The organism is Sphingopyxis sp. (genome assembly GCF_035250425.1).
Classification (GTDB): Bacteria; Pseudomonadota; Alphaproteobacteria; order Sphingomonadales; family Sphingomonadaceae; genus Sphingopyxis.
Map to the genome: position 1 here is coordinate 1 of NZ_DATFFD010000127.1, position 19,475 is coordinate 19,475.

The window sequence follows — 19,475 nt, forward strand, 5'->3', positions numbered from 1 at the left end:
TAGCGCGCCTCGAACGCCGCCTCGGCGACGCTGCGGCCGCCGATCGGGTCGTTGTTCGGATCCTTTGGCCCCAATTCCTGATAGCCGAAGCCGCGTACCGAGCCGCCACCGCCTGCGTAAAAGCGCCGCGACGGCGCCAGCCGCTCGCGCGCCGCACCAAGGATCGACCCGACGCGCACGCGGCCCGCGACGACGATGCTGTCGGTCACCGGATAATAGCCGCTGACGTCGGTCCTGAGGCGCGCATAGGGCGAGAAACGCCCGGCGAGCGAACCTTCGGGCTGAATCAGGCTTGTGATGCGGAAGCCCTTCGTCGGGTCGAGCAGGCTGTCGGTGCGATCCATCCCGACCTGCCCCGTCAGCCCGAGAATGGTATAGAAATCGTAGGACCGCGTACCCGTCGTGAAATCATAATCATCCTCGCGCGTCGCGATCAGTTCGGCGCCATAGGCATAGGTGAATTTCTTCTGCCAGATCGGGGTCGAGTCATAGCTGACGCGCACGCCTACACGGCCGGTGATCGCATTGAACGCATCATAAGTGCTGCGTGTGACCTCGGTGACGAGCTCCATGGTGCGGTCGCGGCGGCCGGCGTTCGAGCGGCGCAGCGTCGCCCCGATCCCCTGCTCCTGCGTGCCCAATACGCCGCGGAAGGTCAGCGCGCCTTCGGGCGGGAACAGGTTGCGATGCGTCCAGCTGCCTTCGAGCCTTATGCCTTCGCCCGTCCCATAACCCGCGCTGGCGGCCAGCGTGCGCGGCGGGCCGGCCTGTTGGGTCACCAGCATCGTCACATATTCGGTATCATCGCCCGCGCTTTCGCCCGTCGGCTGCGGCTCGGCGGCGACCGTCGAAAACAGCCCGGTTGCGACCAGCGCCTGCCGAAGGTCGTCGACCATACGGCTGTCGTAAAGGTCTCCGCGCTTGAAGCGCGCCAGCACCCCGACATGCTCGGCGTCGAACGCAAGGTCGCCCGTCGTCTCGATCCCGCCGAAGCGCGACCGTTTCCCGATATCGACCGGCAAGGTGTAGACGCCGTCGCCCGTCGCACCGTCGAGCAATATGTCGCGCTGCCCGACCTTGGCAAAGGGATAGCCTTCCTGCGGCAGCTTGAGCGCGATCGCCGCCTCGGCGCCCTGGATCCGCTGGGCCACGATCGGCTCGCCCACGGCGAGCGGGAAATTGTCGGCGATCAGGTTCGGCGGAACCGTCGGCGCGGCGTTGATGACGATATCGGCGAGCGTGTAGCGCTTGCCCGGCTTCACATCGATGACGGCGGTGATCGACCGACGCTGACCTTGCTGACCTTCCTGGCGCTCGCCGCGGTCGATACGTGTATCGACGACCGCATCATAATAACCCTCGGACGCGAGGATACGGTGCATCAGCTCGCCGTCGGCGGAGAGGCGCGCACGGATCATCGCTGTATTGTCGGCCTTGCCGTCGCCGTCGTACAGCGCCGACAAGTCGCCGAACAGATCGGCGAGGTCGACATCGGTGCTATCGTCGGGAGCGCTCAGCCCGTTGACCTGCACCGTATAGGCGACGCTGACATTGTCCTTGTCATCCTCGGCCTCGACGAACTGGACGGGTTCGACGTCGAAATTTTCGAGTGGCGGCAACGGGGCCGCAAGCTCGCTATCGCTTATGGGAGCGTCGCCGATCACCTCGACGACATCGCCGTCGGCCAGCGCCGGCACGGGAACGCCGTCGACCTGTGGCGGCGGGGCTTCCACAGTCGCTTCTGCTGTGCCCTCGGCGGCCGGTTTTGCGTCTTTCGCAGCCTCGGCCGCCTGGCGTTTTTCGAAATCGGCGATCGATTCCAGCGGGCGGTCGAGTTCGGCGTCGTCCTCGGCGCTGATCGGCGGGATCGCCTTCTCAAACTCCTCATCCTCGATGATCGGCGCCACGTCGGGCAACACGGCATCGGCCGGCGGCGGCGATGGCACCGCAATCGGGTCAGGCTTGGTGGTTTCGACGGTCGGGACGACCGGCGGCGGTTCGACTTGCTGCGCCTTTGCAGCGCCGGCCCATGCAAGGCAAAGAAGGGACGATGCGGCGATCAATAGCGGCCGCATCCGCGACGATGGGCGGCCTGACGATACACAGGAATTTTCAGATTTTTTCATCTGCTGGCCACCGATACGCACTTGTGGCTTGCGAGATTTGGCTGTGCAACCCGTTTCTCCCCATTTGACAAGCTAACTCTCCGACAATGGGACGGTTCCCGGCGATGCGGCGAGTTGCGGCGATGGAGAAAGCTCAGGAATCGGCGCCGAACAGATCGCGGCTGTACACCTTGTCCGCGACATCGGCGAGGTCCTCGGTCACGCGGTTCGCGATAATGACGTCGGCTTCGGCCTTGAATTCATCAAGATCGCGAATGACGCGCGAGTTGAACAGGCGGTCCTCCTCGACCAGAGGTTCATAGACGATCACCTCGATGCCCTTGGCCTTCACCCGCTTCATCACGCCCAATATGCTGCTGGCGCGGAAATTGTCCGATCCCGCCTTCATCGCGAGCCGGTGGATGCCAACGACGCGCGGCGCCCGCTTGATGACTTCGGACGCGATGAAATCCTTGCGCGTTGTGTTCGACGACACGATCGCCTGGATCAGATTCTGCGGCACTTCCTGATAGTTGGCAAGCATCTGCTTGGTGTCCTTGGGCAGGCAATAGCCGCCATAGCCAAAGGACGGATTGTTGTAGAATTGCCCGATACGCGGATCAAGGCACACCCCCTCGATCACCTGGCGCGAATCCACGCCGTGCGACGCGGCATAGGTATCGAGCTCGTTGAAGAAGGCGACGCGCATCGCGAGATAGGTGTTGGCGAAAAGCTTGATCGCCTCGGCCTCGGTATTACCCGTTTGCAATATCGCCGCGTCGGGCTTGAGTGACCCTTCGAGCAACAGGCGCGCGAATTCCGCCGCGCGCGGGTGCGTATTGCCGACGATGATGCGCGAGGGGTGGAGATTGTCGTAGAGCGCGCGTCCCTCGCGCAGGAATTCGGGCGAAAAGACGATGGCATCGGTGCCAAGCTCGGCCCGCATCCGTTCGGTAAAACCCACCGGCACGGTCGATTTGACGATGATCAGCGCGCCCGGTGCCTGCACCAGCGCGTCGGCGATCACGCTCTCGACCGTCTGCGTATTGAAATAATTGGTGTCGGGATCATAGTCAGTCGGCGTGGCGACGATGACGAAGTCGGCGCCCGAATACGCCGCATCGCGATCGGTCGTAGCGATCAGGTTCAGCGGCTTGTTCGCGAGATAATCCTCGATCTCGGGATCGGCGATCGGCGATTGCTTCGCATTAATCTGCTCGACCTTGCGCGCATCGATGTCGAGCGCGATCACTTCATTGCGCTGCGCCAGCAAAATGGCGTTGGAAATACCGACATAGCCCGTGCCGACGACTGTGATTTTGACGGACGGCGCGTGCGGCACATTTGCTGGGGGCAATGACTTATCCTCTGATCGATGTGGCGCCGTCCCTAGCAATTGCGGCGCAGCGGCTCAACCGTGGCCGGCGTCAGGTGCCGCAGAAGGTCTTGTAAGGACCGGCGTCGGCCGGGGCCGGCGCGGCGAACCGCTCATGCCCCGGCCGCAGCGCATAGGGATCACGCACAACGTCGAGCAATTCGAGCCACGGCGCAAGGTCGCCCGCCTCCGCGGCGTCGAGTGCGGCTTCGACCAGATGATTGCGCGGGATGTAGAGCGGGTTCACCGCGTCCATCGCGGCGGCATGGTCCAGCGGCCCCGTCGCCGCGTGCGCGATCCGCTCCCACCACAGCGCGATCCACGGCGCCATCGCGTCGGGGGCGGGAAGCAGGCTTTCGAGCATCGCGCCGTCGCCGCGCAGCAACATGGCGAGCGCACGAAAGAAGGATGTGAAATCTACCTCATATTCTTCGAGTTCGTCGAAGAGCGTATCGATCAACTCGCCGTCGTCGACGCCCTCGCCGCCCAGCCCCAGTTTCTCTCGGACCCGCGCGTGCCAGATCGCGCGGAAACGGACCGGAATCGCATCGACCAACGCCTTCGCCGCATCGACATCGGCGGGCGACACCCGGTGGATCGCGGGAAGCAACGCCTCTGCAAAGCGCGCCATGTTCCAGTGCAATATCTGCGGCTGGCGGCCATAAGCATAGCGGCCGTTGGCGTCGATCGAACTGAAAACCGTGTTCACTGCAAAGCGGTCCATGAAGGCGCAGGGACCATAATCGATCGTCTCGCCGCTGATCGCGACATTGTCGGTGTTCATGACGCCGTGGATGAAGCCGACGCCCAGCCACTGCGCGACCAGTTCGCATTGCAGGCCGATAACGCGATCGAGCAGCGCAAGCGACGGATTGGCGGCTTCGGCCAGATCGGGGAAATGGCGGCGAATGCTGTAGTCGGCGAGCTGGACGACATGATCCGCGCCGAAATGCGCGGCAAAAAACTGGAAGGTTCCGACGCGGATGTGGCTGCTTGCGATGCGAGTCAGCACCGCGCCGGGATGCGCACGTTCGCGCTGCACGCGGTCGCCCGTCGCGACGGCGGCGAGCGCCCGCGTCGTCGGCACGCCCATCGCCGCCATCGCTTCCGACACGAGAAATTCGCGAAGAACCGGGCCGATGGCGGCCTTGCCATCGCCATTGCGCGAAAAGGCGGTCGGCCCGGATCCTTTTAACTGGACGTCGAAGCGTGCGCCGTCGGGGGCGACGATTTCGCCTAGAAGCAGCGCACGGCCGTCACCGAGTTGCGGCGAAAAATGCCCGAACTGGTGACCGGCATAGGCGAATGCAAGCGGGTTGGCACCGTCGGGCAACTCGCGCCCGGAAAACACGCGCGCCAGTTCATCATCGCTGACGTCGCCGACCGCAAGGCCGAGCCGCGCCGCCAGCGCATGATTGAAGGTCAGCAGTTGGGGGATCGACGGTGCCGCAGCCTCCGCGGGCGCATAAAAGCCCTCCATCTCGGCGTGAAAGCTGTTGTCGAACGCAAAATCCATGTTGTCTCCTCGGAATCCCATGTCGAGCGTGCGCGTCGTGAATGCAAGAGCGCGAGCAATTAGCCTCACATGACCGGGGAAACGAAACCCGTACGGCAACCGAGTTTTCATCTCTACCCTGCTAGACAGCGACCGCTGGCGGGATAAGACGGCGGTCAAACGAAAGGCGAGCGGAATATGACGATCCTGGTCACGGGCATTGCTGGCTTTATCGGCATGCATGTCGCGGCGAACCTGCTCGCGCGCGGCGAAGCCGTGATCGGCGTCGACAATTTCAACGACTATTATCCAGTAGCGCTCAAGGAGGCACGCGTTGCCGAACTGCGGCGGATCGGCGGCGACCAGCTGATCCTACACCGCACCGACATCGGCGACGAGGCGGCGCTGGCGGCCACCCTCAAGGGCACCACATTCGATCGCATTGTCCATCTCGCGGCGCAGGCCGGCGTGCGTTATTCGATCGACAATCCCGCCGCCTATCTGCGCTCCAACCTCGCCGGCCATCTCAACATATTGGAACTTGCGCGGCACCGCGGCGTCCGGCACCTCGTCTACGCCTCCTCCTCGTCGGTCTATGGCGCGAACAGGAACATGCCCTTCCGCGTCGAGGATCGCGCAGACCATCCGGTCTCGCTCTATGCGGCAACGAAGCGCGCCGGCGAACTGATGAGCGAAACCTACGCCCACCTGTTCCGCCTGCCACAGACGGGCTTGCGCTTTTTCACCGTTTACGGCCCGTGGGGCCGTCCCGATATGGCGCTTTGGAAATTCACTGCCAGCATCCTCGCTGGCAGACCGATCGACGTGTATAATCATGGCGATATGAAGCGCGACTTCACCTATATCGATGACATAGTCGCCGGCGTCATCGCCAGCCTCAACAATCCGCCTGCCGACGACGGCGCCGAAAAGGCAGGCGGCTTCACAACGCCGCACCGGCTCTACAATATCGGCAACAACCGCCCCGAACCGCTGATGGACCTGATCGGCGAGATCGAGCGCGCGTGCGGGCGCAAGGCCGAGCTCAACCTGCTCCCCATGCAGGATGGAGACGTTTATGAAACCTTCGCAGATATCGACGCGATCCGCTGCGACCTGGGCTATGCGCCGCGAACAGCGATCGCCGTTGGCGTCCCCGAATTCGTCGACTGGTTCAAAAGCGCTGGCAGCCGCTACGCCTGAGGCGCCGCCGATACCTCAGGCCCGGTTTTCCAGATACCAGCGATAGACGCTCGCAATCCCGTCCTCGAGGTCGATCGAGGCGCGCCAGCCGAGGCTCTCGAGCTTCGACGTGTCGAGCCGCTTGCGCGGCGTGCCGTCGGGCTTCGACGCATCGCGCAGGATAGCGCCTTCGAAACCGACGGCGCGGCCGATCATCTCGGCCAGATCGCCGATCGCAATCTCCGCGCCGCTGCCGATGTTGACGATTTCGGGCGCGGAATAATTTTGCGCCAGGAAGACCAGCGCATCGGCCAGATCGTCGACGTGCAGGAATTCACGGAGCGGCGTGCCGCTGCCCCATATGGTAAAATCGCTGGCGCCCGCCCGCTTCGCTTCATGCGCCTTGCGGATCAGTGCGGGCAGCACATGGCTTGAGGTCAGGTCGAAATTGTCAAACGGACCGTAAAGGTTCGTCGGCTGGGCCGAAATGAAATCGAGGCCATATTGCTGGCGATAGGCCTGACACAGCTTGATGCCCGCGATCTTGGCGACCGCGTACCATTCATTGGTCGGCTCGAGCGGGCCGGTCAGCAGCGCATCCTCGGCGATCGGCTGCGGCGCGAACTTGGGATAGATGCACGACGAACCCAGAAAGACGAGCTTCGAGGTACCGGCATGCCGCGCAGCCTCGATGATATTCGCCTCGATCATCAGATTGTCATAGAGGAATTCGGCGGGGCGCGTATCGTTGGCGTGAATGCCGCCGACCTTCGCCGCGGCGACGAAGACGAGGTCGGGCTGCGCATCTGCCATCCAGGCCTCGACTGCCCCCTGCCGGCGCAGGTCGAGGCGTTCGCGCGGCGCTTCAATGAGCTCGCATCCTTCGCGCTCCAGCCGGCGCACGAGCGCCTGGCCGACCATGCCGCGATGTCCTGCCACCCAGACGCGGCGGCCCGTCAGATCGAAAGCGGACATGGTGTCAAGCGGCCGAACGCGGCTTTAGCGCCCGTTCTTCGTCGACCCGGCGATGCTCGGCTTCGCGCGCAACAGTCCTGAGGTCGGCCTCCATCATGTCAGTCACAAGCTGTTCAAAGCTCGTTTCGGCGACCCAGCCGAGTTCGGCCTTGGCCTTGGCGGGATCGCCGATCAGCAGTTCGACCTCGGTCGGACGGAAATAGCGGGGATCGACCTCGACCAGCGTCTTCCCGCTCTTCGTGCAGACGCCGCGTTCTTCAACACCGCTTCCCTGCCAGTCGATCTCGATGCCCACATGCGCAAAGGCGCGTTCGACGAAATGCCGGACGGTCTGGGTCTGCCCGGTCGCCAGCACGAAATCGTCGGGCCGGTCGTGCTGCAATATGCGCCACATCCCCTCAACATAATCGCGCGCATGCCCCCAGTCGCGCTGGGCATCGAGATTGCCGAGCCACAGCGTTTCCTGAATGCCGAGGTGGATCGCCGAAACCGCGCGCGTGATCTTGCGCGTCACGAAGGTTTCTCCGCGAATCGGGCTTTCGTGATTGAAAAGAATGCCGTTCGAGGCGAACATTCCGTACGCCTCGCGATAATTGACGGTGATCCAATAGGCGTAAAGCTTCGCCGCGGCGTAGGGAGAGCGCGGATAGAAAGGCGTCGTTTCGCGCTGAGGAACTTCCTGCACCAGCCCGTAAAGCTCGGACGTGGACGCCTGATAAAAGCGGGTCGTTTGCGTCAGGCCAAGTATCTTGATCGCCTCCAGCAGCCGGAGCGTACCCACCGCGTCGGCGTTGGCCGTATATTCGGGGGTATCGAAGCTGACCTGGACATGGCTCTGCGCCGCGAGATTATAGATTTCGTCGGGCGCAACTTCCTGGACGATGCGGATCAAGTTTGTCGAATCGGTCATGTCGCCATAATGGAGCTGCAGCTTGGCGCCGCTCTCGTGCGGATCCTGATAAATATGATCGATGCGTCCGGTGTTGAACGACGACGAGCGCCGCTTCACGCCGTGGACATGATAACCTTTGGCCAGCAAAAGTTCGGCCAGGTAAGCACCGTCTTGGCCCGTGATTCCCGTGATCAGCGCTTTCTTGGTCATTCTGCTTCCTCGATTTCGTGCCGGACCCTTGTCCGGAAGGATGGCGGGCCGTCTATCCGCTTCGGCCAATATGGTCCACCCAATGATTTGGCGGCCCTCATGACCGGGGTCCGCAGCCCAGTCGCGCGGCCGCTTTCTCGATGATACAGATTGTCGAGTCAGGGCTCGCCATCTCTCATTTGTTCGACTATGGCGCCGTCCCGTGTTGACTATCGATTATAGCGCCTACTCGGCTCTCTTGCCCCCCATCTGTTCCGCAATCACTCTTTGGCTATGCCTCGGAGCAGATCGGATCGCGCGGCAGCTAAAACTGCTCGATGTTCCGGGCGGGCGAAAATCGCATCATCGGCCTACGCCCCTGATGGGAGGCGTTTGCCTCTTGGCGGGATTTTACCCATGGGTAGCCGTGTGGATACTGCTCGGTCCCGCGTCCGACATTGTCCCGCAGCTAACGATCCTGGCCTGTTCCGCCCTTCTGACCATATTGGGACTTGTCGACGATCGCCGCCACCTGCCCGCATCGTTTCGCCTGCTGGCCTGCGCCTTATTAATTTCGCTCGCGCTGTTTATCGTCCCCTCCCTGGTGCTCCAGCAAATCAGTTGGAACTATGATGCGGGGGCGATCGGGCTTCCCGTAGGGCGGTTCGCCTATAGCGCGCTTTGCATTGTTGCCTTGATCCAGGCGGCCAATCTCGCGGATGGCAAAAATGGTCTCCTGATCGGCTTGTCGCTCGCGTGGGTCTATTTCCTGATGGTGGAACTCCCGACCGGCATCTCGCCAATGCTGCTTGCGCTCAGCGGCGTCCTCTTTGTCCTGCTTTCATTCAACCTGTCAGGACGGTTGTTTCTCGGGGACGGGGGCAGCTACGGACTGGCCACGTTGATCGGCTTCATGGCACTGCTTGCCGCCAATTCACCCACGGGTGATGCAGCCTCGGATCAGATCGCGCTCATCTTTCTGTTACCGGTAATCGACATGCTGCGGCTGATAATTGTCCGTGCCGCACGGGGTAAATCCCCGTTCGCTGGCGACCGCGATCACCTTCACCATCATCTGCTTGCCGCTTTCGGCTGGCCCGGCGGCTTGGTCGTTTATCTCATGACCGCCACGCTTCCAAGCTTCATTGCCGCGGCAGCGCCGCGCCATACGCTATCACTGATCGCGATCACGATGGCCGCCTATTTCCTGATTATCATCTACGCGCGCTGGGCCTCGCGCCGCAAACACGAACAAACCGTATCAGCCAAGGCTGACGAGCAGTCGGCATGATTTCCGGCAACTTCAACGCAGCAGTTCAAGCAGCTTCGCAGGATATTTCGTCATGATCATCGGCAGATTGGAGTAAATTCCATTCTCGCGGCACGCGCGCACCGATTCAAGATTTATCGTCCACTTCGACTGCAGACCACTGGTGCTCAGGCCGCCCGGGCGCATCAAAACCAGTATTTCGCGCAGGCTCCGATACGATATTTTATGGCGTCCGAACGCCCTTGCAACGAACTCATAGTCCCCGCCGATTTTATAGTCCGTCTTGTAGGGACCAACGCGATTATAGGCGTCGCGTGTGATGAACATCCCGGGATGAGCCGGCATCCACCCCCAAGCGATGCGGCTCGGCTTGAACCGGTCGCTTCGATACCGCCGCCCCAATCGACGCTGGGACGGATCCCCTCTGAGGAAAGCGATATCGCCTAAAATTGCATCCACCGGCGGCCCGCCAGCAAAGGCTTCCGCCACGTTGCTGAGGACCGCATCATGCATGTAGAAATCATCGGCGTTCAGGATGCCGATCACATCCCCAGTCGCGCGCGCGACGCCCTTGTTCATGGCGTCATACAAGCCGCGATCAGGCTCCGAAACGATGACCGTGCGATCGTCCGCCATTTCCTGCACGATCCCCAAAGTCCCGTCGCGTGAGGCACCGTCGATGACGAGATGCTCCACATCGGGGTAATCCTGCGCCTGGACGGATGCCATCGTGTCGGCAATGGTGCCGGCAGCGTTGTAGCTGACGGTCACGATACTGATCTTCATAAAATCAACCCTTGAGCGCGTGTTGGGTGGTGTGGCCCATGCATGGCGCCCCACTATCTCAATTCGCCCGTCGCTAAAAGCACGCTCTCGGCAGCTTAAAAACACGGGATGTCAGGGCTATCTGCAGGGCCAGTGTCAGTTTTGATGGCTACAACATGATGATCCGGCCCTTCCAACCTTGCTCAGCATCCATATAAGACATCATCACGATTCGCAGGTGCGCGCCAGTGAACGGTCCATTGCCGCAAATGCTCATCCTCCCATCAAAGGAACCGACGGTTGCCCAGTCAGAGAGACATATTCCTCGAGAGCGAGGGGGACAGCTTCTTCAGCCGCAACCGGGAAAAGCTCAATCCGGCACAGGATCGTCCCGCCACCAATCATCTGATCAACTTCCTCGCAAAGACCGGCGGATCGATCGACCAGGTCATCGAGATCGGTTGCGGAAACGGGTCCGAACTTCTCAAGATTTGTGCAGCGTTGGATTGCGAAGGTATCGGCGTCGAGCCATCGGCCGAAGCCGTAGCTCACGGCAACCAGCTTGCTTCCGAGATGAATATCGCGGCCAAGCTCATCAAGGGAACGGCGGAAAGCCTGCCCCAGCCGGACGAAACCGCCGATGTCGTGCTTTTCGGCTTCTGCCTATATCTGATTGACCGGCGATTGGTGCTTCCAGCAATGAGCGAAGCATATCGTATCCTAAAGCCTGGAGGCTTCCTCGCGATCGTCGACTTCGATCCTGCCGCCAATCATCGCCGGGCCTATGCTCACCTTCACGGCTTATGGTCGTTCAAACAGGACTATTCCCGCATTCCTCTGGCCACGGGCTGGTTCAGCCTTGCGGCGAAGATACCACTCTCGCACGCCGGCGAAGGATTCGAACCCGTATCCGATGAACGGGTCGCACTTACGATACTCTACAAGGAACTCGAGCCATACCCGGTATGGACTGAAGCGAGCGCGCCCGGATCCTGACAACTGCGCGCCGGCTCAACCGGCGGCCGCCCTCGGCTTGACAGTATTCTGCCCCCCCTCTAGCTGGCCGCTCTTCCTTGGGCAGCAAATATGGAACCAGGAGTCGCTCTTGCTTCGCAATAAAGTCGCACCGTCGCAGATTTTTAGCGACTATTGGATCGCGTCGGGATTCCTCATCTTACTGGGGCTTCTCGGCGGGAGTGGGCGCGACGACGTTCAATCGCTCATTTTCATCCGTCCGCTGGCAATTTTGCTCGCGGCCTACGCGTTGTGGACTTTGCCGGCGGAAAGCTGGCGTCATCACCGCCGCGCCCTTTTGGCGATGGGCGGCATCATGCTCGTTACATTGGCATATCTTGTCCCCCTCCCGCCTTCGCTTTGGCAAGCGGCCCCCGGACACAGCCTCATCGCCGCGATCGACGAGGCGGCGGGCTTTGGCGACATTTGGCGAAGCTATAGCATTGCTCCGTATCGAACGATCAATACGCTGTTCTCACTTGCGATTCCTGCTGCGACCTTGCTGATGATGTTGCGGCTAAAGGATGACGAACGCTGGCAACTGCTGATACCGATCGTCGTCGTTGGAGCAGTCTCGGTCATGCTGGCACTCCTTCAGGCTGCCGCGCCTGCCGCCAAACTCCTTTGGTTCTACCGGTTCACGAATGACGGCCTTCCGGTAGGATTGTTCGCGAACCGGAACCACGCTGCGGTGTTCCATGCATGCATGTTGCCGATGCTGGCGGTTGCGGTACAGCTGCCTACGCAGAATCGCATCTGGTCGAAGATCCGCATCGCCGTAGCGATCTTTCTTGGCGTCGCCACGCTCATCGCAGTTCTGGCGAGCGGATCCCGCGCCGGCCTGATCGCCGCCCTCCTCGCCATCGCGAGCTTCCCCTTCCTGCTCTATAAGTCGGCGTTCAAGAAAGCCGCTCCGACGGGAAGAACAAAGCACAAGGCCCGCGAGCGCAAGTTCGGCAAGCTGTTCGACCTGCTTGGACAGAAGTGGGTCGTTCCCACCGCCACCATGGCGCTGCTTGCGTCTATTGGCGCGGCAACCCTCATGTTCAGCGATTCCGACGGCGGTACTGCGCGCCGCTTGTCGGAAACGAGCGAAACCGAACAACGGTGGACGATATGGCAGGAATCGTTGGAGATTGCCCGGGATTTTGCTCCGCTTGGGTCGGGACCCGGAACCTTCGTGGAGGCCTACAAGATCAAAGAGCCCATCGATACGTTGACGCCCAACTATATCAATCATGCCCACAATGATCTTGTCGAGCTGCTTTTGACCACGGGCGTATTCGGCGCGCTCTTCATTGTCGTTGCCCTGTTGGCTCTGATGCTTGCCGGTTGGCGGCTCAGGGATCGCACGGCGCTCGCTCAACCGAGCTGGCAGCAGAATCAGGCGCGAATGGCTTGGACCGTTCTCGCCATCATGGGAGCCGCGAGCATCGTCGATTATCCGCTCCGAGTTCCGTCGCTGACGGCTCTTGCGGTCGTCATGGCTTGCTGGCTTAGCTTCGCGGGCGCCCGCAAAAGAGGCTCTACGCAAGGTTGACCTTGCCTCACGCCTTTCTCAGGGCGACCAAAGAGGGCTGGCAATGAAATTCAATATCCGCTAGCGAACCCTCGCCTTGGAGAACATCAATAATGCACCTGCGAATGCTCGCACTTATCGCTTCGCTGACCTTGTCTGCCTGTGGCCAGCCACCGAAGCTCGGAGCTCCCGGCTCGCCGGTTCAGATCTCGGATTTTCGTTCCCTGCCGGCCCCGGCACCTCAGGATATGACCGGTTCACAATCGGACTATCTGGTCGGTCCCTTCGATCGCCTGATGGTCAAGGTCTATCCTGCTGACGAACTCAGCCGGGAGGAGGTTCAGGTGGATGGCGAAGGGAAGCTGTCCTTTCCGCTCGCTGGGGTAATCGACGCCGGCGGAAGATCTCCGCGCGAAGTCGAAAATATGCTGAAAGAGCGCCTGCGGGCAGCCTATATTCGCGATCCGCAGGTGACGGTGAACCTCAAGGAAACCCATACTCAGGTTGTCACGGTCGATGGCGAAGTCGCCAAGCCCGGTCGCTATCCGGTCTATGGCAATATGTCGCTGATGCGTGCTGTGGCGGGCGCGGAAGGGCTCACCGAGGATGCGAAGCAGAGCGATGTCGTGATTTTCCGCACGTCCGGCGGGCAAAAGCTCGCGGCGCTGTATAATCTAAAGGCTATTCGGCGGGGCGCCGTCGAAGATCCGCGCATCTATCCCAACGATGTCATTGTTGTTGGCGAGAGCAATGCCCGCCAGCTGTTCGCACAGATACTGGGCGTAGCGTCGACTCTTAGTTATCCCATCATCGCCATCGTGCAGCAATAAGGCCCGCGAGGCCCGACCCGCCCTTTACAAAGCCCGGATCATGTCAAAACCCATATTTTCGCCCAGCATTACCGATGTAAATCTGACCTCCGCTTCAAGCGAGGTGATCCCGCAGGCGTCGGACGACAACGCGCCGCCGCTCGTGCTCCAATATTGGAACATTGCGCTGCGCTGGAAATATGTGGTGGCGGGGATTTTGATCTTCGCACTCGCGGCAGGTGTGCTTGCCACCTTCCTCGCCACGCCTCAATATAGTTCGGAAGTACAGATCGAGATTACACGCGATCAGAAGAATCCGACTCTTGCGGAAGGCATCGAATCCGCACAGAGTTCCCAGGAAGCGGAGTTCTACCAGACGCAATATACGTTGCTTGAATCCCGGTCGCTTGCCGAGCGCGTGGCACGGCAGCTCAATCTGGGTAGCAACAAGGAATTCTACGAAGCCCATTCGCTCGACTTCGCGCCGGGCGACGACGCCAGAGCGCGTGTCCGCGCGGCATCCGGTATCCTCCTTGCGAATATCGAGATTTCTCCGATTGCCCGTTCTCGCCTGGTCGATATCCGATACACGAGCGCATCGCCTGAGCTTTCGTCAAAAATCGCAAATGCCTGGGCGGACAATTTCATTCAGGCCAGCATGGATCGCCGATTTGGCGCGACGCAAGATGCGCGCGCTTTCCTCGAACGGCGACTGCGTGAATATACGCAAAAGCTGGAAGATGCGGAACGGCGCGCCGCGCTTTTTGCGGCGAATAGCGGGATTGTGGTGCTGTCATCGTCGACCGATGCCGACGGCAATTCCGGAATTCAGAAGACGCTGGTTTCCAACGATCTCGAAAATATGAGCAACGAGCTCGCCAAGGCGAGTGCCGACCGGATGGCGAAGCAGGCGGCCATTGCTGAAGCACGCAACCTTGCCTCGCAAAATCAGACGGTCGGTGTCCTGCGGCAGCGGCGCGCCGAAGCGCAAGCTGAATATTCTGAACTGCTGGCGCATTATGAGCCGGGTTATCCGGCTGCGCAGGCGCTCAAGCAAAAGGTCGCCGCTCTCGATGCCGCCATTGCGAGCGAGGAAGGACGGGCGGTTCGTTCGGTTCGCGGCGAGTATGACGAAGCGGTAAAGCGTGAAGCGAACATCCGCGCGAATGTGGAGAAGCTCAAGGACGAGATTGAGCTGCAGAATAAGGATGCCATTCAGTATAATATTTACCGGCGCGATGCGGACGCTACGCGGCAGCTCTATGACAGCTTGCTCCAGCGGACCAAGGAGATCGGCGTAGCAAGTGTTGCGGCGAACAATATTGCCGTCGTCGATCGGGCGGACGTTGCGACTTCGCCGACCTCGCCGAGCCTCATCACAAACTTGATGATCGCCCTTATCGTCGGCTTGGCTCTCGCCCTGCTGGCCGTCATGGCGCTCGAGCAGATCGACGAAGGCTTGCGCGAACCGGGGGATGTCCGACGCTTGCTTGAACTTCCCTTGCTGGGCGCGATCCCCGACCAGATCAATGATGAACCACTCGAACTGCTTTTGGATCCAAAGTCCAATATATCGGAGGCCTATCTCAGCGTCCGCACCAACCTCGCGTTTACGACAGACCATGGCGTACCGCGCAGCGTCGTCGTCACCAGCACATCACCCGGTGAGGGCAAGAGCACGACCTCCTTCTCGCTCGCCCTCGTGCTTGCGCGGACCGGAAAGCGCACCCTGCTTATCGACGCCGACATGCGCTCGCCCTCGGTGCATGGCTTTGCAGGCATCGAGAACCAGAAGGGACTCAGCAATCTTCTGGCCGGCGAAGACAATTGGCAGGCAATGGTGCAGCGCGCCGACCTCGGTGTCGAACGCCTGGAATTTCTGACCGCCGGCCCCAACCCGCCGAGTGCCGCCGAACTGTTGAGCTCCGATCGCATGAGCCTGCTCATTCGCGACCTCCTCGAGCAGTATGACCATGTCGTCGTCGACGCGCCGCCGCTACTCGGCCTCGCCGACGTGCCGCTTCTGTCGCGCGCGGTGGAAGGCAGCGTCTTCGTTGTCGCCGCCGGACAGGTCGCGGTTCGCGCGTTGCGCGGTTCGCTCAGCCGGCTCCATCAGGCGCATGCTCGCATCTTCGGGGTCGTACTCACCAAGCTCGCCCCGCAGAATTCGCTGTCGGGCTATGGCTATGGCTATGGTTACGGTTATCGTTACGGCGGCGAGCCCGCTGAACAGACAAACAGCTGATCGGGCATTAGAGAATGTCGCGCCTTCCCATCAAGATCGCCTATGGAGCGATAGCGGTTGCCCTCGCCGGCATCAGCCTGATCACGTCTGCAGGTAACAGTCTTCGAACTCGCTCGCCCCAGGTAGCGGCCATGCTGCCAGGCGAAACGCAAGCGCGCGTAGCCGTGTTCAACAAGTTGCAGGGTTCGGGCAAGAAGGTGCCCGCGAAAGCCGCGGCGGCGGCGGCGAAGGACGCGCTTCGATCGAATCCGCTCGACAGCCCTGCCCTTCGCCTTCTCATGGACGCGACTGTCAGCCCCGCCGGTAAACTGGAGCTTGCAGAACTCGCAGGACGGGTCGGCAAGCGGGATGGCCGTATCCGGCTTGTCCTGTTCGAGGATGCGGCGCGCCACAACCGGCCAAAGCAAGTCCTGCAGAATCTCGATGCGCTGCTGCGGGTGACCCCGGAAAGCCAGACCCAAGTCTTTCCCATGCTTGGAGGCGTCCTTCCCAGCGAGGATTTCCGGGCACATCTGTCACCATATCTGGTCAAGCGTTCGCCATGGATGCTCGACTTTATTCTCTTTGCCGCCAACGACGGCAAGTCTGCCGGGCATATTGCCGATGTTGTTATCCGGTCGGGCAAGTCGGTCGACCGGCGCGATGCGGCCTATATCGTGCCGCACCTGATTTCACGGACGATCGAAGCGGGCGAATATTCCAAGGTTCGCCCGCTCGTGTCGATGATGACGAAATCTCCGGACAATCTCCTGGCGGCGGGCCGCTGGACCAATGACAGCACCGATGGCAAATATGGCCTCGGGGCTTGGCAGGCCGTCAGCAACGCGACGACCTCGGCGAGTTTCACGAGCCCAAATGAAGAAGGTAATCGCGGGCTTTCGGTCTACGCCTCGTCGGGCGCTCGAGGGATCGCGGCGAGCAAGTTCCTGCTATTGAAGCCGGGCTCCTATGAGCTTGTCCAGGAAGCTGAAGTCGTGGAAATGGCGCGAGCGCCCTCTGCGCAGTGGCAGCTTCGGTGCATCTCGCCCGGCAAGAGCGAAACGATATGGACGACCGATAATTTCCTTTCGGCTGACCGGCGGAAAATCAAATATCTATTCACCGTCCCGGCTGGTTGTCCGCAGCAGATGCTCGAGCTCAACGTCGCGGTCGATTTCGAGGCACCGCCTGTGGAGCTGACCATCGACGATTTTCGTCTCCGCCGCGTTTCTCCGGCGACATGATTTTCGCGGGTTAGCGGGTCGAATTCCGCAGCATGAAATAAACAAACTTCCGACTGACTTTAAAGGAATGAAAATCGCCATGAACGGTGGACTCAACGGAAAGGCCGTGCTCGTGACCGGCGGCACCGGATCTTTCGGCAAGGCTTTCGTCGCGAAAGTGCTGAAGGAATGGCCCGGCATCGAACGGCTCGTCATCTACTCCAGGGACGAACTGAAACAATTCGAGATGGCCCAGAGCTTTCCCGAGTCAAAATACCCCGCCCTGCGCTATTTTATCGGGGACGTGCGCGATCAGGATCGCCTGCGCCGAGCCCTTGAAGGGATCGATATCGTCGTTCACGCGGCTGCGCTGAAGCAGGTTCCAGCGGCCGAATATAATCCGTTTGAATGCATCAAGACGAACGTGCTCGGCGCGCAGAATCTGATCGAGGCAGCGCTTGATACCGACGTTCAGCAGATCGTGGCGCTATCGACGGACAAGGCGGCCGCACCGGTCAATCTCTACGGTGCGACCAAGCTGTGTTCTGACAAGCTCTTCATCGCCGCCAACAATATTCGTGGCCGGCGCGACTTGCGCTTCAGCGTCGTGCGGTACGGCAATGTTATGGGCAGCCGCGGTTCGGTGATCCCCTTCTTCATCGCACGGCGCGGTTCGGGCGTTCTCCCCATCACCGATGCGGCGATGACGCGCTTCAACATCTCGCTCGACGAGGGCGTGAACATGGTGCTGTGGGCGATTGACAACGCGACGGGCGGAGAGATTCTGGTCCCGAAGATCCCGTCTTACCGCATTGGCGATGTCGCCACGGCAATCGACCCCGATGCGCGTCAGGAACTCGTCGGTGTACGGCCCGGGGAAAAGATTCACGAAGAAATGATCACGAGCTCCGACAGCCCGAACACGGTGGACCTCGGCAGCTACTTTGCCATTCTTCCGCCGGGTGATCCAAACCTTGTCGACGCCTATTGCCAGAAGCATGGCGCCAAGCTCGTGGCCCCTGGCTTTTCCTATAATAGCGGCGACAACCCCGACTTCCTCTCGGTCGACGAGCTGAAGGATCTCATTGCCAAGCACGTTGAGAATAAGGTCATCGACTAAATGCCGGGCGCCGAGCTTCCCCGCGCGGCGGTTTTTTTCGCGCGGGACTTTCCTTCGATAGAATTTCCGAGGATGCGGCCGGCCTTTGCAGACGTCGCGCGCGTTTATCTGGTCATAAGTGAGCGCGAGGCCGCCAATGTCCGCGCGAACGATGCTGACGGCGACGTCATCGTTATCGAGCGCGACGGGCCATCGGGCGCAACGCTGATCGACGATGCGGAGGCGATCAGCCGAGATCGCTTCCTGCGCCTTATGGACAATGAGGATGTCGACGCCACCCGCCGGGCCATCGCCGCCGCCGCTGACAAGGTGCTCACCCGGTATCGGCCGATCTATTATGTCGACGAGCCCGTCAGCGGCTATGCGAACGAGATCTTCAACAAGCGCTTCACGGCAGCGGGCGCGCTTTGTCTCCATTTCCAGATATCCTGGCTGCCGGGATATTGTTTCTTCGTTCGCGACAAGGCGCAAAACGAGCCCGTGCAGCTCGACATGCTGCCGGACAGCACGGAACTGGTCAGAAAGCATATCGAATTAAGGGCGGCCGGGCTCGCCAAGCCGGCCTATGTGCTGCCATATGACCGTCTGCTACCGCGGGTTCGCGATCTTGTCCTCACCTTGGGCAAGGCCGTCTATCGCACGGTTTTCCGGCGCAGCGCAGCCTATATTGACCGGGATCCTTCGCCTCACATCTTTCATGCGCGATGCCTCGCGAGGTCCATTTTTGGACGCTACTCGCCGGATCCAGCCAGGTCGCGCGAGGACGTGCGGTATGTCATCTTCCCGCTGCACTATGAGCCCGAGGCGCTCCTTAAATATTTCAGCCGATTCTATCGGCAGGAAGAAATGGCAAGCGAGATTCTCGATAGCCTGCCATCGGGCTACAAGCTGATTCTGAAGGAACATCCGTCTCAACCCGGAGCACTTCTGCTGCCGAAGTGGGCCGACCTGCGTGCGTCCAAACGGGTCGTCATCCTTCGCGGAGATTATCGGGTCGCCCCGCTGATGAAGGACGATCCGGTCGTTGTCAGTCTCGGATCGACATTTTCGCTCGAAGCGGCGCTTGCCGGATGCGCCGTGGGCGTGTTCGGCGACGTTCATTTCAAGGACGCCCCGGGGGTCGTTCGCATCGACAACCCAGGCGATTGGCGAAAAATACTGAATCAGCCTCGCGGGTCGCCCGAAGCAATTACGGCGTGGTATGCCGATTTTCTGACCCGACATTGCTTTGAAGGCAATTTCCTGAAGGGCGGAACCTGGTTCGGCGATCTGCCTGGCCTCGGAGCGGCCCTTCGCAAACATGTGCCGGAATAGAGAG

The 19,475-nt window shown here is 60.9% G+C and carries 15 protein-coding genes; 9 read left to right on the plus strand and 6 right to left on the minus strand.

The annotated features are described in order from the left end of the window. The 3 genes from VJ811_RS07250 to VJ811_RS07260 all read right to left on the minus strand — a co-directional run. A partial coding sequence (locus tag VJ811_RS07250) for an autotransporter assembly complex protein TamA (RefSeq protein ID WP_324071584.1) occupies positions 1 to 2,075 on the minus strand: 2,075 nt, incomplete at its 3' end. Positions 2,076 to 2,259: 184 nt separating this feature from the next. Continuing rightward, positions 2,260 to 3,447: a nucleotide sugar dehydrogenase gene (locus VJ811_RS07255; protein ID WP_324071585.1), complete on the minus strand. Its 1,188-nt coding sequence runs from the start codon at positions 3,445 to 3,447 to the stop codon at positions 2,260 to 2,262. Positions 3,448 to 3,532: 85 nt separating this feature from the next. After that, positions 3,533 to 4,996, minus strand: a complete 1,464-nt coding sequence (locus VJ811_RS07260; RefSeq protein ID WP_324071586.1) for a protein adenylyltransferase SelO — start codon at positions 4,994 to 4,996, stop codon at positions 3,533 to 3,535. A gap of 177 nt (positions 4,997 to 5,173) precedes the next feature. On the opposite strand from VJ811_RS07260, the gene VJ811_RS07265 reads away from it, so the two are divergent. Beyond that, positions 5,174 to 6,178 (plus strand): NAD-dependent epimerase/dehydratase family protein, encoded by a 1,005-nt coding sequence (locus tag VJ811_RS07265; RefSeq protein ID WP_324071587.1) that lies wholly within the window; start codon positions 5,174 to 5,176, stop codon positions 6,176 to 6,178. A gap of 15 nt (positions 6,179 to 6,193) precedes the next feature. Here VJ811_RS07265 and fcl read toward each other — a convergent pair whose 3' ends face one another. Both fcl and gmd read right to left on the minus strand, forming a co-directional pair. Then, positions 6,194 to 7,132 (minus strand): GDP-L-fucose synthase, encoded by a 939-nt coding sequence (gene fcl, locus VJ811_RS07270; protein ID WP_324071588.1) that lies wholly within the window; start codon positions 7,130 to 7,132, stop codon positions 6,194 to 6,196. Positions 7,133 to 7,136: 4 nt separating this feature from the next. Next, positions 7,137 to 8,234, minus strand: coding sequence for a GDP-mannose 4,6-dehydratase (gene gmd / locus VJ811_RS07275; RefSeq protein WP_324071589.1), 1,098 nt, complete (start codon positions 8,232 to 8,234; stop codon positions 7,137 to 7,139). A 406-nt stretch (positions 8,235 to 8,640) separates the two neighbouring features. On the opposite strand from gmd, the gene VJ811_RS07280 reads away from it, so the two are divergent. Continuing rightward, complete coding sequence (locus VJ811_RS07280; protein ID WP_324071590.1) at positions 8,641 to 9,504, plus strand: MraY family glycosyltransferase; 864 nt, start codon at positions 8,641 to 8,643, stop codon at positions 9,502 to 9,504. A 12-nt stretch (positions 9,505 to 9,516) separates the two neighbouring features. On the opposite strand, the gene VJ811_RS07285 is transcribed toward VJ811_RS07280, so the two are convergent. Then, positions 9,517 to 10,269, minus strand: a complete 753-nt coding sequence (locus VJ811_RS07285; RefSeq protein ID WP_324071591.1) for a glycosyltransferase family 2 protein — start codon at positions 10,267 to 10,269, stop codon at positions 9,517 to 9,519. 279 nt (positions 10,270 to 10,548) lie between these two features. Between VJ811_RS07285 and VJ811_RS07290 the strand changes: the two genes are divergently transcribed. The 7 genes from VJ811_RS07290 to VJ811_RS07320 all read left to right on the plus strand — a co-directional run bounded on the left by VJ811_RS07290 (position 10,549) and on the right by VJ811_RS07320 (position 19,471). Then, positions 10,549 to 11,244 (plus strand): class I SAM-dependent methyltransferase, encoded by a 696-nt coding sequence (locus VJ811_RS07290; RefSeq protein WP_324071592.1) that lies wholly within the window; start codon positions 10,549 to 10,551, stop codon positions 11,242 to 11,244. A gap of 109 nt (positions 11,245 to 11,353) precedes the next feature. Continuing rightward, positions 11,354 to 12,802 (plus strand): O-antigen ligase family protein, encoded by a 1,449-nt coding sequence (locus VJ811_RS07295; protein ID WP_324071593.1) that lies wholly within the window; start codon positions 11,354 to 11,356, stop codon positions 12,800 to 12,802. Between the two features lie 104 nt (positions 12,803 to 12,906). After that, on the plus strand, positions 12,907 to 13,611 hold the full coding sequence (locus VJ811_RS07300) for a polysaccharide biosynthesis/export family protein (protein ID WP_324071594.1): 705 nt from the start codon (positions 12,907 to 12,909) through the stop codon (positions 13,609 to 13,611). A gap of 103 nt (positions 13,612 to 13,714) precedes the next feature. Beyond that, positions 13,715 to 15,835, plus strand: coding sequence for a GumC family protein (locus VJ811_RS07305; protein WP_324071595.1), 2,121 nt, complete (start codon positions 13,715 to 13,717; stop codon positions 15,833 to 15,835). Positions 15,836 to 15,966: 131 nt separating this feature from the next. Continuing rightward, positions 15,967 to 17,058 carry a hypothetical protein gene (locus tag VJ811_RS07310; protein WP_324071596.1) on the plus strand — a complete coding sequence of 364 codons (1,092 nt, stop codon included), beginning with the start codon at positions 15,967 to 15,969 and terminating at the stop codon, positions 17,056 to 17,058. 67 nt (positions 17,059 to 17,125) lie between these two features. Beyond that, positions 17,126 to 18,157 (plus strand): UDP-N-acetylglucosamine 4,6-dehydratase (inverting), encoded by a 1,032-nt coding sequence (gene pseB / locus VJ811_RS07315; protein ID WP_324071597.1) that lies wholly within the window; start codon positions 17,126 to 17,128, stop codon positions 18,155 to 18,157. Next, a complete protein-coding gene (locus VJ811_RS07320) occupies positions 18,158 to 19,471 on the plus strand; it encodes a hypothetical protein (RefSeq protein WP_324071598.1) in 1,314 nt (437 codons plus the stop codon). Positions 19,472 to 19,475 lie beyond the last annotated feature (4 nt).

Excerpts from the sequence above, each read along its gene's own strand:
- VJ811_RS07285 (WP_324071591.1), bottom strand. The coding sequence starts at position 10,269 with ATGAAGATCAGTATCGTGACCGTCAGCTACAACGCTGCCGGCACCATT.
- VJ811_RS07260 (WP_324071586.1), bottom strand. The coding sequence starts at position 4,996 with ATGGATTTTGCGTTCGACAACAGCTTTCACGCCGAGATGGAGGGCTTT.
- VJ811_RS07310 (WP_324071596.1), top strand. The coding sequence starts at position 15,967 with ATGCTGCCAGGCGAAACGCAAGCGCGCGTAGCCGTGTTCAACAAGTTG.
- pseB (WP_324071597.1), top strand. The coding sequence starts at position 17,126 with ATGAAAATCGCCATGAACGGTGGACTCAACGGAAAGGCCGTGCTCGTG.
- VJ811_RS07265 (WP_324071587.1), top strand. The coding sequence starts at position 5,174 with ATGACGATCCTGGTCACGGGCATTGCTGGCTTTATCGGCATGCATGTC.
- gmd (WP_324071589.1), bottom strand. The coding sequence starts at position 8,234 with ATGACCAAGAAAGCGCTGATCACGGGAATCACGGGCCAAGACGGTGCT.
- fcl (WP_324071588.1), bottom strand. The coding sequence starts at position 7,132 with ATGTCCGCTTTCGATCTGACGGGCCGCCGCGTCTGGGTGGCAGGACAT.
- VJ811_RS07300 (WP_324071594.1), top strand. The coding sequence starts at position 12,907 with ATGCTCGCACTTATCGCTTCGCTGACCTTGTCTGCCTGTGGCCAGCCA.
- VJ811_RS07320 (WP_324071598.1), top strand. The coding sequence starts at position 18,158 with ATGCCGGGCGCCGAGCTTCCCCGCGCGGCGGTTTTTTTCGCGCGGGAC.